The organism is Nocardia acidivorans NBRC 108247, assembly GCF_001625085.1.
Taxonomy (GTDB): Bacteria; Actinomycetota; Actinomycetes; order Mycobacteriales; family Mycobacteriaceae; genus Nocardia; species Nocardia acidivorans.
In genome coordinates this window covers 156058-168848 of the sequence record NZ_BDAW01000012.1, presented here as the reverse complement: position 1 = coordinate 168848, position 12791 = coordinate 156058, and the positions used below count along the sequence as shown (strand labels likewise).

Below are 12791 nucleotides of genomic sequence, written 5' to 3'. Positions count from 1 at the left end.
CTGGGACACGATGAGTACCACTAGTCTCGCGGGAAGCATGCGACAAACCATGGAGAACCATCGCTGATGGCGGAACAACAGACCGCTGACGAGGTCGCGAACCGATTGACGATATTGCTCGCCGATATCGCCTCGGGAGATCGCGACGCCTTCACCCAGTTCTACCGATCCACCCACGATCGGGTCTTCGGGTTGGCCCTGCGCGTACTGCGCCGCGACAGCGCGGCCGAGGAGATCACCCAGGAGGTCTTCCTGTACGTCTGGAATACGGCGTCGCAGTACGACGAACGACTCGCCAGTCCCATCGGCTGGCTGATGATGCTCACCCATCGCCGGGCCGTCGACCGGGTGCGTCTCGAAATCCGCTCCACCACACGCGATCTCGCGTACGGGCAGCGCGAACTGGGTCGCGACCACGATATCGTGGCCGAGACCGTGGGGCAGCGCTCGGAGGAGCGCGCGGTGGTCGACTGCCTGGGCTCGCTCACCGATACCCAGCGTGACGCGCTGGCGCTCGCCTACTACGGCGGGCGCACCTATGCCGAGGTGGCCGACCACTTCGGCATTCCCCTGTCCACCGTCAAAACCCGCATCCGTGATGGTCTGAAACGACTGCGGAACTGTTTGGCAGGATCGATGAACGATGCCTGAGCACCACGAAGACGACCTGCTCGAGCTGGCGTACCCGTACGCCCTCGACGCACTCACCGAGAGTGAACGCGAGTCGGTCGAGCAATTGCTGAACGACGCCGACGAGCCCACCGCGACCGACTTTCGCCGTACGGTCCGCGAAATCCGCGAGACGCTGGCGGCCATGACGACCACGGACGCGCATCCGGCCCCGCCGAGTGTGGAGGAGGCCCTGCAGCGCGCCCTGGACGAACAGTTGGGCACCACGTCATTGAACGCGCGGCGTGGTCGCCGCCGGCTGCTCGCCGCGGCGGCACTGATCGCGGTGATCGCGCTCGGCGCGGTGATCGCGGTGACCGTCAATCGCTCCGGCGAATCGGCGAGCGTCACCGCCGAACAGGTCCGCACGCACGCCGACACCCACGGCGAAACCGCACAACTCGCCGTGGGTGGCACCATCACCGTCAACGCCTCACGCGATTTGAACACCGCCACGGTGTCTTTCGCGCAGGTCCCGAATCCGCCGGATGGTAGGTCCTATCAGCTGTGGTCGATACCCCGTGCGGGGCAACCACACTCGGTCACGGTCTTCAGCACGCTGCCCACCGACAGCGCTCCCCTGTTGATCCGTCTCGACCAGGCCGCGCAGATCGCCCTGTCGGTCGAACCCGCGGGCGGTTCACCGCAACCCACCGATCCGGTCGGCGCGGTGCCCGTCACCTGAGAGGCCGATCGGCTCAATACTGATGGCAGGTGTCGACCACCTGGCTCAACTTGCCGCCGAACTCCTGATCGGCCTGGGCCGTCATGCCCATGCGCTGCTGCTCGGCGATCAACTGCTCGAACGCGGCCCGCCGCTGCTCCACCGGCTGGTCGTAGGCGTTCCGCAATGCCGCCTTCTGCGCTGGAACCGCATCCAGTTGCGCGGCGGTCTCGGGCGCCACCCGATGCAAAGCGGCGTCCACCTGCGCGAACGAACAACTCGAACGCAACAGCGGTTCGATATCACCCATCGGGTCGGCCGAGGCCGCACCCGCGCCGAACAATGCCGCCCCCGCGGCCAAGCCGCCGATGGCCACGGCAGCGCCGATTCCGTACAGGGTACTGATCGATGTCATGAACAAGCCCTCTCGAATGGTGGATCAGCCGATGACCGCCCCGGAGCGGGAACGGCCGAGGAGGGTATCGGAGCGAACCCGCGACCGGATTGGTGCCCGGCGATCCGGTGCGGCGCGCGAGGGTTGCCGGGGCAGAGTCGCCGAGTGGCCGAGTGGCCGAGTGGCCGAGTGGCCGAGTGGCCGAGTGGCCGAGTGGCCGAGTGGCCGAGTGGCCGAGTGGCCGAGTGGCCGAGTGGCCGAAAATATCGATCGGGTGTCCGATGATCTCTCCTGAGGCCACGGTTCGCCGCCCTACAGTCACCTCGTGACCCTCCGCGCACGTGCACAGCACACCGCCGATGACTACGACGTCATCATTATCGGTTCCGGATTCGGCGGCAGCGTTTCGGCGCTGCGGTTGACCGAGAAGGGGTACCGCGTCGCGGTGCTCGAATCGGGCAGGCGCTGGGAGGCGGCGGATCTGCCCGCCTCCAACTGGAATCTGCGCAAATCGATCTGGGCGCCGCGGCTCGGCCTCACCGGTACGCAGCGAATCAGCTTGCTGGGCAAGGTGACTCTGTTCAGCGGTGCGGGGGTGGGGGGTGGTTCGATCATCTACGGCAATACGCTCTACGAACCGCTGCCCGGCTTCTACCGGGATCCGTCGTGGTCGCATATCACCGATTGGCGCGAGGAATTGGCGCCCTACTACAACCAGGCCCAGCGCATGCTCGGCGTCGCGACGAACCCGCGCGTCACCGCCGCCGACGAGGCCCTGCGCGCGGTCGCCGAGGACCTCGGGGTGGCCGATACGCACCATCCGACCGAGGTCGGCGTCTTCTTCGGCGAACCCGGAAAGACCGTCCCCGACCCGTATTTCGGCGGCGCGGGGCCCGATCGGACCGGCTGCGTGCACTGCGCGCGGTGTATGACCGGGTGTCCGCACGGCGCGAAGAACACCACCACGACCAACTACCTGTATCTCGCCGAACAGGCTGGGGCACAGGTCTTTCCGATGACGACGGTCACCGATCTGCACGCCCTGCCCGACGACGGGTACCGCGTCACGACCCAACGCTCGGGACGGTTGCTGCGCAAGCGAACTCGCACATTCACCGCAGCACAGGTCGTGTTCTCCGCGGCGGCTCGCGGCACCCAGCAGCTGTTGCATCAGCTCAGGGACACCGGGCGGCTGCCGAATATCTCGCCCCGGCTCGGCGAACTCACCCGCACCAACTCCGAGGCCGTGCTCACCTCCACCAGCCGCACCCGGCACGACCTGTCCGACGGCGTGGCCATCACCTCCTCGATCCATCCCGAGCCCAATACCCATATCGAGGTGTGCCGCTACGGCAAGGGCCAGAATGTGCTGTTCCCCATGACAGCGCCCATGATCGACGGCGGCCCTTGGCGTTTCCCGCGTTTCCTGCTGCTGATGCTGCGGCATCCGCTGGTATTCGCGCGCTCGCAGAGCAACTATCGCGCCTCGGAGAAATCGACGATTCTGCTGGTGATGCAATCGCTGGACAATTCGCTCACCTCGTTCGGCAAGAAGTCGATCTTCGGATACCGGCTCTCCACCCGGCAGGGCCAGGGCGATCCGAATCCCAGCTGGATTCCCTTGGGCCACGAGGCGAATCGGCTCTTCGCCGAGAAGATCGACGGTGATCCGCTCGGCATGTACATGGATGTGTTCAATATTCCCTCCACCGCCCACTACATCGGCGGCTGCCCGATGGGCGACTCCGCCGCCGAGGGCGTGATCGATCCCTATCACCGCGTGCACGGCCATCCAGGATTGCACGTCGTCGACGGCTCGGCCGTCTCGGCGAACCTGGGCGTGAACCCGTCGCTCACCATCACCGCCATGTCCGAGCGCGCAATCGCCCTGTGGCCCAACAAAGGTGAGGCCGACCCGCGACCCGCGCTCGGGACGCCCTACCGGCGCGTGACCCCGGTCGCCCCCACCGCCCCGGCGGTACCGGCCACCGCCACCGGCGCGCTGCGCCTGCCGCTGTACCTCGCCGACTGAGCGGTGATCGGCGACGCGGGATCGGCCGGTTTGCCGGGGCGGGGGTTCCGCAGGGCGTCCACGCGAAGGTCGAATCTGATCAGCGCGGCATCGAAATCGGCGATTCGACTGCGGGCGATCCGATGGCATTCGGCGGCATCATCATTGCGGCCCAGCCCTTTCAGAGCCGTATAGCGGATCAGCATGTTGTAGGTGTGCGCCACCGCGCCGGTGCGGGCGGAGTCGCGGGTGGTCTCGGCACGTTCGGCCGCGTCGGCGGCCGAGGCGAGCCGACCCGCGATGAGGTGGGCAATGGCGGCTCGCGCGTGCACCATGGATTCGTAGCGGGTATTGCCCGCGCGGCGGGCGGCGGACAGGGCCGCATCGAACAGGCCGGTGCTGAGGTCTCCGTCGCCCCGGCGGCTCAGCACCCACGCCGCCTCGGTCAGCGCGAAGACGATACTCAGCGATGAACCGCACTCCTGACCGGGCCGGATCGGTGCAGAAACGGCGATCGAGCGCCGGGATGGCGCGGGTCGGGCGATTTGGGCACGGCCGGGTCGGCGGGCATGGCCGGCCGACTGACATCCCACCACGACCGGACGCCGGTAGGTGAGGCAGTAGTAGTCATCGTGGTCATCGCGGGCTCCCTTAGCACTCCGTTCCCGAGGGTGGTGATCAGATAATCTCTGTTCGCCGACAGAGATATTTTTTAGCACTCAACCTAAGCGAGTGCAAGCGAAGTCCGAAACCATTTGAACCGGTTGGTGTTACGGTCCGGAGATGGGCTTCGCACAGCGCTTCGACCATGTCGGCATCACCGTCGCCGACCTCGACACCGTGACAGCGTTCTTCGTCGGCCTCGGCCTGGAAGCCGATCAGAAGATGGCTGTGGAGGGCGAATTCCTCGACACGGTCGTCGGAATGAAAGGCGCCGCCACCGAAATCGTCATGCTGCGGGTTCCCGGCGGCGGAACCACCCTCGAACTCTCCAGCTTCACCCGCCCCGACCATCTCCCCGGCTCCCCCACCGCCCCCGCCAACGAACTCGGCCTGCGCAATGTCGCCTTCCAGGTCGATGACCTGCGCGCCGCGGTCGACCATGCCGCCGCCGCGGGCTACGGCATGGTCGGTGGCATCGGCGAATACGAAGGCATATGGCGCATGGCCTATATTCGCGGCCCGGAGGGCATCATCGTCTCACTGGCCGAACGCATTCAGGACTGAGGAATCCCTCCCGGCTTGAACCCTGGCGCTACCGGTGCCACGCGACCCGTTCCTCGAGGCGGTGCCGACCGCCGCGGCCTGCGGGTACCGACACGATCGGCAAGGGCAACGTCGGCGCGTCCAGTAGGCCCCGCAGATAGTCACAGAAGGCGTCGATCGATCCGTACCGTGTGAAGATCTCGCCGATCAACTGGCGCACGGTCGATCCGAGAATATCGTCGTCCACCGAATACCCCCTCGAGGTCGCCGCTGCCGCGGCCCAACGGTTTCGCCTCGCATTCTGCATGACCGACCAAGCTACGCAGCTATTTTCAAGATATCTGTGACCTCCCGTGCCGACCCGCAGTCGATCTGCGCCACCAATCTCGGTATTCGCGCCGTATTCTATGGTTTTCGAGATCATAGGTTCGGAGTTGCGACCGCAAGCTGCCGGTCGATAAGCGCGAATGAGCTATTGCCCCGCAGCCGCCTCCAAGCGCCTCCGGGCCGCAGTCCCAGCGGCCCGGAGGACTTCGCTGCGCCCCGACGCCGCTGAGCTACCGTCGGTCACCCTGCCACCCGCGGTACAACGTCCGACTCGCCCGCACCGCCGAGTGCGCCGGATTCAGGACGGTCGTGAGGATGGTCCTTGATCGGGGCACGAGCGGCCTTTAATCTCCGGATTCAATTGACAGCCAAGGGTGTTCAGCCACGGCCTGCCAGGCAAGAGCCCATGGGAACAGGTGAATGAAGTTCTCTCCAGTGCCGGGGTCGTGCTGCTTGTAGACCTCGTCCCCCACGAGCATGGTGACGCCCCAGTCAGACAGGCCGCGGATCGCCTGCTGCAGTGCCGGGAAGCTGATTTGGGCGTAGTTCGAGAACGGCATCGCCACGACGGGCAGTTTCTTGCCGACGGCTTCCACCAATAACCCGAGCGGAAGGGTGTCGGAGATCCCAACTGCCCACTTGGCCAGCGAGTTACAGGTGAGCGGGGCGACGATCATCGCGTCCGCCGGCGGCAGGACATCCGGCGCGTCGGGCTCCTTGTACTGGCTCCGCACCGGGTGACCGGTTTTGGCCTCGAGTGCATCAACGTTGATGAAACGCTTGCCATCGGGCGAGGCGATGACGCACACGTCGCAGCCGTCGGTTTGGGCGAGGTCGACCAGCTTGCCGACATCGCGCGCTGCCGGTGACCCGGTGACGATGGCGTAGAGGACAGGGGTCCCTTGCTCGTTCATGGGTCCATCGTGTCAGCTTCGAACCCCGCACCACGCGGCAAAGCCCGCAAGGGTTTTCGTGGATCGGGCATCGGTGACCGCCAGCGCTCGCAATGTCTCCTGCACCTGGGGGTGATAGCGCGTCAACTGCGGTGCGATCGTGCGGGCCTGCTGTAGCGAACCGAACGCCTTCGCACGGTCACCATGCAGGAGCCAAGCCCGGGACAGGTCGATGAAGTAGTGCCCGGTACGACTCGGTGCCGCACCGCGCGGCAATTGGATCGCCGCGGCCCGAGTGACCGCGGTCGTACCATCCTGCAGCTCAACCGGAATCGCGACCCGATGGATGTCGGGGCAGACGCTACCGTCCCCATATGGGATGGTACGGCGGGAGACGCTTCCGCCGAGAAGGTGACAGCGCCAGGTGAGTCTGTGATCGAGGGCAGCATATTTGCGATTCTCAACTTCGTCCTAGGAGCCGGCGCACAAAACCCATTCTTCCGAACTGCCGTCTGATCCAACCCCAGACCGGACGGTAACTCCGAGGGATTTGGTGTCCGCGAGTTCAGTTGTCCTATTCCGCATTTCGCGCATGCGGGAACGACCGCCTGTTGGCCGTGTGGGTCGCAGTCGAAGCACAGCTTCTGAGCATGGCGGCATATTGCCGGTCCGGGAGTCTCTCGCGGGGCAGCGCCGGCCTCCGCTACTCCCACGGCTAATGAGGCGCGGTGCGGCGCTACCGGACCGTTCTGATCTCGTCAAAAAACGGCACCGACCACGCCAAGGAAGTATCAACGCCGCGGATTTCACCGTTCGAACGCGCTAAGTTCGGTTTCCAGTCCGAGTTGGGCGCGGGCCGTGAGGAGATGGTTGGAATGGTCGGCAATGATGGCGACACGATGTTGCTTCAGGAGTTGGCAGGGCATCCGCACGTGACCGAGATATTGGACCTGCTATCCGAATCCGGTTGCACTATGGCAATGCTGACGAGGTTCTTTCCGGGGCAGCGTGCAGATTTACACTCGACGCTCGGCCTTATCGCCGCACACGGACTCCTGACGGACGATATTCATGGAGGCCGTTCCGACTGCCGGGCGCTTCGCTTGACCGACCGGGGTGAGTCGGTCTCCCAGATGCTCGCGAACCGCAGAATCGAACCGGCCACCCGTAATCATGAACTCTTTGCCCGGCATCGCTCGCGCTTGGTCAGAACGATCGGCCGAGTCGTGAACCGCTGGCAACGCAGACCGACAAGCGCTCCCTCGAGTGCGACGGCGGCGTGAGATCACCGGTGCCGGTCCTTCACCTCGTATTCGCCACCGAAGGCGGGAACGAACTCCGACGAGGAGCGGATCCAGCCGCGTGACGGGACTGAAGTACTCTGCCATCACATGAGCGATGAACTGGTTGGGAAGAGTGCGCTGGTTACCGGGGCGAGCCGGGGGATCGGGTTCGCGGTGGCTTCGGAGCTTTTGCGGCGGGGTGCCAATGTGGCGGTGACGGCGCGCAAGCAGGGGCCACTCGAAGAGGCGGCGGAGCAGTTGCGGGGACTCGGGTATGCCGGGAAAGTTCTTGCGGTAGCGGGGAATTCGGGGGAGGCCGGGGCTCGGGCGGAGCAGGTTGCGGCTGCGGTGGCGCAGTTCGGGTCGTTGGATGTGCTGATCAACAATACCGGGATCAATCCGGTATACGGGTCGCTCATGGAGGCGGATCTGGATGCGGTGCGCAAGATCTTCGATGTGAATGTCGTTGCGGCGCTGGGGTATGTGCAGGAGGCGTACCGGGCTTGGATGGGTGAGCACGGTGGGGCCGTGGTGAATGTGGCCAGTGTCGCGGGGTTGCGGTCCACCGGGGTGATCGCCGCCTACGGGGCTTCCAAGGCCGCGCTCATTCGGCTGACCGAGGAGTTGGCTTGGCAGCTGGGGCCGAAGATCAGGGTCAATGCGGTCGCTCCGGGGGTTATCAAGACCAAGTTCGCGGACGCGCTGTACTCGGCCGATGAGGAAGCGGCAGCGGCCGTGTATCCGATGAAGCGACTGGGCTCGCCCGAGGATGTGGCGGGGTTGATCGGCTTTCTGGCCTCGGACGAGTCGGGATGGATCACCGGGACCACGATTCGCGTCGACGGCGGCCTGCTCGCCACGGGCGGCATCTAGGGAGACGAAAACGTCCGCCCCGCATCGTGATTCGATGCGGGGCGGACGCCCGCGCCTAGCGGAAGATCAGCGCGCCGAGGGTGTCGCTGTGCCGGTAGCGCAGATACTTCTCGACGGTGGGCTCATCGACGGTGGTGTCGGCCGTCGCCAGGGTGATCACCAGGAACTCCGACTGGCTGCCGTCCCGCCATTTACCGGTTTCGAAATGCGAGATGGTGCTGCCCGCGGGGAGCTTGATGTCGTTGTCGTCGAATTGGCCTTCGGCGGCCGAGGCTTTGGCGGCATCGCTCATGGTGAGGATGAACTGGGTCAGCATGAGACCGCCGTTCTCGGATTTCCAGACCAATTCGGACGCGTACCGGCAGCCGAGGCCGGTGAATTTGGCCGCCTCTTCGATGGGTGCGCAGGAGCCGTAGTCGTGCCCCTCCACCCAGTCCGCCTGCAGCGCGACATCGCCGAGCCGGAAGTTCCATGCGTGGCCGTATTCGGTGTAGGTGAAGCGCCCACCGGCCGGAGCGGCCTTGGTGGTGGTCGTGGGGCGGGTGGTGGTCGCGCCGGTGAGGGTCGGCGCCTCCGTGGTCGTGGTGACTGTCGCGGCCTGATCGGAGCTGTCCTTACCGGTGAGGACGACGATCGCGCCGACCCCGACGGCGAGCATGGCGATCACCGCGAGCGCGATGCCGACGATCAGACCGGTATCGGAGCGCTGCGGCGGCGGTGCCCCGTACCCCGGCGGCTGCGAATAGCCTTGTTGCCCAGGCCATCCGGGCTGGGCGGCGGGCTGTTGCCAGATCAGGTCTTGCTGCCCGGGCCAGCCCGGATGCGCGGCGGGCTGTTGCCAATTCGGATCGTCCTGCTGCCCCCAGGTGGGCTGCGGCGGTTGCGCGGGTTGCGACGGCTGATCCCACCAGGCGGGGTTTTCGGGCTCTTGCCCGCCCTGCCCCTGCGGATCGCCACCGAATCCGGGTCCGGACGGCGGTCCGGGTGGATAAGTCATGTAGTCAACCTTTCACGGTGCGCCGGAACCTCCCGACCCGGCGACAGTCACGAAAGCGTATGACGGTCCTCGATCATGATCCAATCAGGTGTGACTTCCGATCTCATTGTCTGCGGCGCGGGTCCGGCCGGGCGGGCGCTGGCGCATCGCGCGCTGGCCCAGGGACAGTCGGTGACGGTCATCGACCCGCGACCGGGGCATCGGTGGACCGCGACCTACGCGGCCTGGGCGGATGAGCTGCCCGAATGGGTGCCGTCGCGGACCTTCGCGGCGGTGGTCGAGCGTCCGGCGGTGTGGACCACACGGCGTATCGAAGTGGAACGCGAATACGTGGTCTTCGATACCGCCGCACTCCAGGATTCGCTGGATCTGACCGGTGCCACGATTATCACCGACCGGGTCGCGGAGATCGTCCCACCGTCGCGGTCCGGCCCGCACGCGCTCGATATGCCTTCGGTGCGCCTGCCTTCGGGAGCAGTGCTGCCCGGCGGGCGCGTCGTCGATGCCCGGGGTATCCCCCGCTCCCCCGCGCTCGCCGAACAGACCGCGTACGGCGTGGTGATCGACAGCGAGCAGTGGGCCGAACCCGATACGCTCTTCATGGACTGGCGAGCGGACAACGGCGCGGACCCCGGCGAACCGCGATCCTTTTTCTACGCGATCCCGTTGAGCGCCAACACGATTCTGCTCGAGGAGACCTGCCTGGCCGGTCGCCCGGCCCTGGAATCCCACACCCTCGAGGACCGTCTGATGCACCGATTACGTTCTCGCGGAATCACTCTCACGGGTACGGAGCGAGTCGAACGCGTCCGCTTCCCCGTCGAGGGCGGTCGGCCGCGCGCCGGATTCTTCGGAGCCGCGGGCGCGCTGACCCATCCGGCCACCGGCTACAGCGTCGCCGCGGCCCTGCGCACAGCCGACGGCGTCGCCCTGGGCGACTCGATCTGGACGCCCGCGGCCCGCACCGTGAACCGGCTGCGCCAGACCGGATTACGCGCCCTGCTGACCCTCCCCCCGCAGGACCTGCCGCTCTTCTTCGACGCCTTCTTCGCCCTCCCGGTCGCCCGGCAGCGCGCCTATCTGTCCGGCCGCGATGATCTGCCCGGCACCGCCGCCGCCATGTCGGCGCTCTTCGCCGCGCTACCGTGGCGGTTGCGCCGAAAGCTGGCGGCGGCAATCGTCAGGTAATCCGTTGGCGCACCGATTCATCCGTCACGCGACGGCGTACGGATAGGCGGCCGCGCGCCCTTGGAACGAGAGAATCCGCAGATTCTGCACCCGCCCCTCACGGATTTCGATTGCGCGCCTGATGGTTTCACAACCGTCCCAGGAATCGGATCCGGCCATGACGATCGGCAGATACTCCAGCAGCGCCTCGGAGTTCTCCCAGGTGGCGGAGTTCCACAGATACGACGGGCTGTGGTCGACCCCGTAATAGTGCAGATCCTCGCCCACGGTGAACATCGGATCCGCGAACGATGTCGGACGCGCCCATTCGAATCCCATTCCGGCATCGCATGAGACGTCGATGAACAGCGTGCCGCGCGCGAACAGGCTCAGATCGTCGTTCGTCACGAACATGAGCGGCTCTTCGGTGTCCTGCAGAATGCAGTTCACCACGATGTCGTACTGGGCCAGCATCTCCGCCAGCGGCCCGGGCTCGGGCGCTTTCAAGGCCAGGGTCCGACCGGGATTCGCCGGATCCCGCGCGAAATGCTGCATGCGCACCGACGCGAACGGCGCGGCCACCGCGGAGACACTGCGCTGGGTCAATACCGTGACATCGCTGACGCCGAGCGCCGACAGCGCCCGCACGGCCCCGCGCGCGGTGGCCCCGAAGCTGATCACGGCCGCCCGCATGCGCCGCCCGTAGTCCCCACTGGAGCCGCGCAACTGCAAAGCGTGCAAAACCGAGCAGTACCCGGCCAATTCATTGTTCTTATGGAAGACGTGGACGCTGAAGTTGCCTTCCTTCGTCCAGTGATTCATTGCCTCCCAGGCGATCAGCGTCAGCCCGCGATCGATGGCCAGCTGGGTCATCCGCTCGTCCTGCACGCAGTGCGGCCACCCCCACACCACCTGTCCGGGGCGCAGATTCTCCAGGTCTTCGGGCAGTGGTTTGGGCAGCAGCAGCACATCGCATTCGGCGAGGAGTTCCGCGCGCGAGCGCAGACCGCCGACCAAGGGCGCGAGTTGTTCGTCGGTATAGCCGAATCGTTGCCCATAACCGCGTTCGAGAAAGACGCGGTCGCGAAGCGGCGGGTCGATCCGGTCGAGGTGTGCGGGGTGGATCGCCAGTCGGTGCTCGTCCTCTTTGCGGGAGGTCGCAACTACACCGATGGTTAGTTGCTTCACCTAATGAGCCTACACGTGTGGCCGACCGCTGATCAGGCGGTCGGCCACGGACGCGTTCACCCGCCGGAGCGCGTGGGTGTACGGATCAGGCCGCACCCCAGCGGGTGACGAGCGCCTCGAGTCCCGCCGGGGTGAGAGCGCCCAGCAGCCGGAGACGGGCAATGCCGCCGTCCGGGTAGATATCGAGACGCACGTGAGTGGCCGGCCGCGCGCCCTGCACGCGGAAGCGGTGCGGGGTGTCGGGCTGGATCGCCACCGTGGGCAGCAGTTCGAACCAGGCCGGGGAGTCGGCGGCGGGAACCGGTGTGCCGGTGGGCAGATCGACGCCGAGCAGGCGCACCTCGGCGGGCGAGTTGAACACCAGGTTGGTGGTGTCGATCTCGATCAGCTCCGGAACACCTTGGGCGGCAAGGCGAATCACAGCCCAATCATTGCCGTCGTCGCGGCGGCGGGCGGTCTCCCAGCCCTCGGCCTGATTCCGCGCGAGCCCGGGCGCGAGCATATTGTCCGCACCCGAGTAGAACAGATTCGAGCAGTCGACGGCGCGACCGCCATGCTCGAGCGCGGCCAGGTCCACGGTGAGCCCGGTCAGCAGGACCGGATCCGGCACCACGTCACCGTGCACGCGGAAGCGGGCGATACCGCCGTCCGGATGCATATGCAGGCGCACATGGGTGAAGATCTGCTCGCTGTCGACGGGCAGCTCATGTTTGGCGTCGCCCTGGAGCGGGGTCTTGGGCACGATCTCGACCCAGTCGGCCGAATCCAGTTCCGCCACACCGGGGTAACCCGATACCCGGCAGGCGTCGACGGAGGCGAACGGCGGGTAGTTGCCCTTGAACCAGGCGGTGTCGATGACCACGCCGCGCACGACGCCGGGCATGCCCAGTCGTACGATCGCCCAGTCGTTTCCGGGTGCGTTGCGGCGACGGCGGGTCTCCCAGCCGTCGTATTCCTGGCCCTTGGTGCCGAAGGTCTCGGCGGAGAAGCGCGGTTCCCAGGGCTGGATGAGGTTTTCGCGCTCTTCGAAGGATTCGTCGCTGGCGGCGATCACGCTCGCGCGGTAGGTGCGCAGCGCCAGGTCCGGCAGGCTGGTGAAGTCCGACATCGCTTCCTCTT

General features: G+C 66.3%; 14 protein-coding genes. 7 read left to right on the top strand and 7 right to left on the bottom strand.

Going from position 1 to position 12791, the window contains the following annotated elements:
- Positions 1-66: 66 nt before the first annotated feature.
- Both sigK and NA10_RS06910 read left to right on the top strand, forming a co-directional pair.
- Positions 67-651 carry an ECF RNA polymerase sigma factor SigK gene (sigK, locus tag NA10_RS06915; protein WP_084514375.1) on the top strand — a complete coding sequence of 195 codons (585 nt, stop codon included), beginning with the start codon at positions 67-69 and terminating at the stop codon, positions 649-651.
- A complete protein-coding gene (locus NA10_RS06910) occupies positions 644-1354 on the top strand; it encodes an anti-sigma factor (RefSeq protein WP_067564755.1) in 711 nt (236 codons plus the stop codon). Before sigK ends, NA10_RS06910 begins: the two co-directional genes overlap by 8 nt.
- A 13-nt stretch (positions 1355-1367) precedes the next feature.
- On the opposite strand, the gene NA10_RS06905 is transcribed toward NA10_RS06910, so the two are convergent.
- A complete protein-coding gene (locus NA10_RS06905; protein ID WP_067564753.1) occupies positions 1368-1748 on the bottom strand; it encodes a hemophore-related protein in 381 nt (126 codons plus the stop codon).
- A gap of 304 nt (positions 1749-2052) precedes the next feature.
- On the opposite strand from NA10_RS06905, the gene NA10_RS06900 reads away from it, so the two are divergent.
- A complete protein-coding gene (locus tag NA10_RS06900; RefSeq protein ID WP_067564751.1) occupies positions 2053-3759 on the top strand; it encodes an FAD-dependent oxidoreductase in 1707 nt (568 codons plus the stop codon).
- On the opposite strand, the gene NA10_RS06895 is transcribed toward NA10_RS06900, so the two are convergent.
- Entirely contained in the window at positions 3666-4169 is a 504-nt protein-coding gene (locus NA10_RS06895; protein ID WP_157556147.1) for a hypothetical protein, read from the bottom strand. The two genes, NA10_RS06900 and NA10_RS06895, sit on opposite strands and share 94 nt — an antisense overlap.
- Before the next feature lie 352 nt (positions 4170-4521).
- Between NA10_RS06895 and NA10_RS06890 the strand changes: the two genes are divergently transcribed.
- Positions 4522-4965, top strand: a complete 444-nt coding sequence (locus NA10_RS06890; RefSeq protein ID WP_067564747.1) for a VOC family protein — start codon at positions 4522-4524, stop codon at positions 4963-4965.
- 28 nt (positions 4966-4993) lie between these two features.
- On the opposite strand, the gene NA10_RS06885 is transcribed toward NA10_RS06890, so the two are convergent.
- Both NA10_RS06885 and NA10_RS06880 read right to left on the bottom strand, forming a co-directional pair.
- Positions 4994-5191, bottom strand: coding sequence for a hypothetical protein (locus NA10_RS06885; RefSeq protein ID WP_067564745.1), 198 nt, complete (start codon positions 5189-5191; stop codon positions 4994-4996).
- Between the two features lie 424 nt (positions 5192-5615).
- Positions 5616-6185 (bottom strand): flavoprotein, encoded by a 570-nt coding sequence (locus NA10_RS06880; protein ID WP_067564743.1) that lies wholly within the window; start codon positions 6183-6185, stop codon positions 5616-5618.
- Positions 6186-6892: 707 nt separating this feature from the next.
- Between NA10_RS06880 and NA10_RS06875 the strand changes: the two genes are divergently transcribed.
- Together NA10_RS06875 and NA10_RS06870 are read left to right on the top strand one after the other, a co-directional pair.
- On the top strand, positions 6893-7447 hold the full coding sequence (locus tag NA10_RS06875) for a hypothetical protein (RefSeq protein WP_067564742.1): 555 nt from the start codon (positions 6893-6895) through the stop codon (positions 7445-7447).
- 108 nt (positions 7448-7555) lie between these two features.
- Positions 7556-8320: an SDR family oxidoreductase gene (locus tag NA10_RS06870; RefSeq protein ID WP_067564740.1), complete on the top strand. Its 765-nt coding sequence runs from the start codon at positions 7556-7558 to the stop codon at positions 8318-8320.
- Positions 8321-8375: 55 nt separating this feature from the next.
- On the opposite strand, the gene NA10_RS06865 is transcribed toward NA10_RS06870, so the two are convergent.
- Positions 8376-9317, bottom strand: coding sequence for a hypothetical protein (locus NA10_RS06865; protein ID WP_067564738.1), 942 nt, complete (start codon positions 9315-9317; stop codon positions 8376-8378).
- Between the two features lie 90 nt (positions 9318-9407).
- Here NA10_RS06865 and NA10_RS06860 point away from each other — a divergent pair, with 90 nt between their 5' ends.
- Positions 9408-10505 (top strand): lycopene cyclase family protein, encoded by a 1098-nt coding sequence (locus tag NA10_RS06860; protein WP_444980057.1) that lies wholly within the window; start codon positions 9408-9410, stop codon positions 10503-10505.
- Between the two features lie 24 nt (positions 10506-10529).
- On the opposite strand, the gene NA10_RS06855 is transcribed toward NA10_RS06860, so the two are convergent.
- Entirely contained in the window at positions 10530-11672 is a 1143-nt protein-coding gene (locus tag NA10_RS06855; RefSeq protein ID WP_067564734.1) for a N(5)-(carboxyethyl)ornithine synthase, read from the bottom strand.
- Between the two features lie 85 nt (positions 11673-11757).
- Positions 11758-12780 (bottom strand): allantoicase, encoded by a 1023-nt coding sequence (gene alc, locus NA10_RS06850; protein WP_067564732.1) that lies wholly within the window; start codon positions 12778-12780, stop codon positions 11758-11760.
- Positions 12781-12791: the final 11 nt, after the last annotated feature.

Coding starts and splice junctions, on each gene's coding strand:
- NA10_RS06870 (WP_067564740.1), top strand. CDS start 7,556: ATGAGCGATGAACTGGTTGGGAAGAGTGCGCTGGTTACCGGGGCGAGC.
- alc (WP_067564732.1), bottom strand. CDS start 12,780: ATGTCGGACTTCACCAGCCTGCCGGACCTGGCGCTGCGCACCTACCGC.
- sigK (WP_084514375.1), top strand. CDS start 67: ATGGCGGAACAACAGACCGCTGACGAGGTCGCGAACCGATTGACGATA.
- NA10_RS06880 (WP_067564743.1), bottom strand. CDS start 6,185: ATGAACGAGCAAGGGACCCCTGTCCTCTACGCCATCGTCACCGGGTCA.
- NA10_RS06890 (WP_067564747.1), top strand. CDS start 4,522: ATGGGCTTCGCACAGCGCTTCGACCATGTCGGCATCACCGTCGCCGAC.
- NA10_RS06865 (WP_067564738.1), bottom strand. CDS start 9,317: ATGACTTATCCACCCGGACCGCCGTCCGGACCCGGATTCGGTGGCGAT.
- NA10_RS06910 (WP_067564755.1), top strand. CDS start 644: ATGCCTGAGCACCACGAAGACGACCTGCTCGAGCTGGCGTACCCGTAC.
- NA10_RS06905 (WP_067564753.1), bottom strand. CDS start 1,748: ATGACATCGATCAGTACCCTGTACGGAATCGGCGCTGCCGTGGCCATC.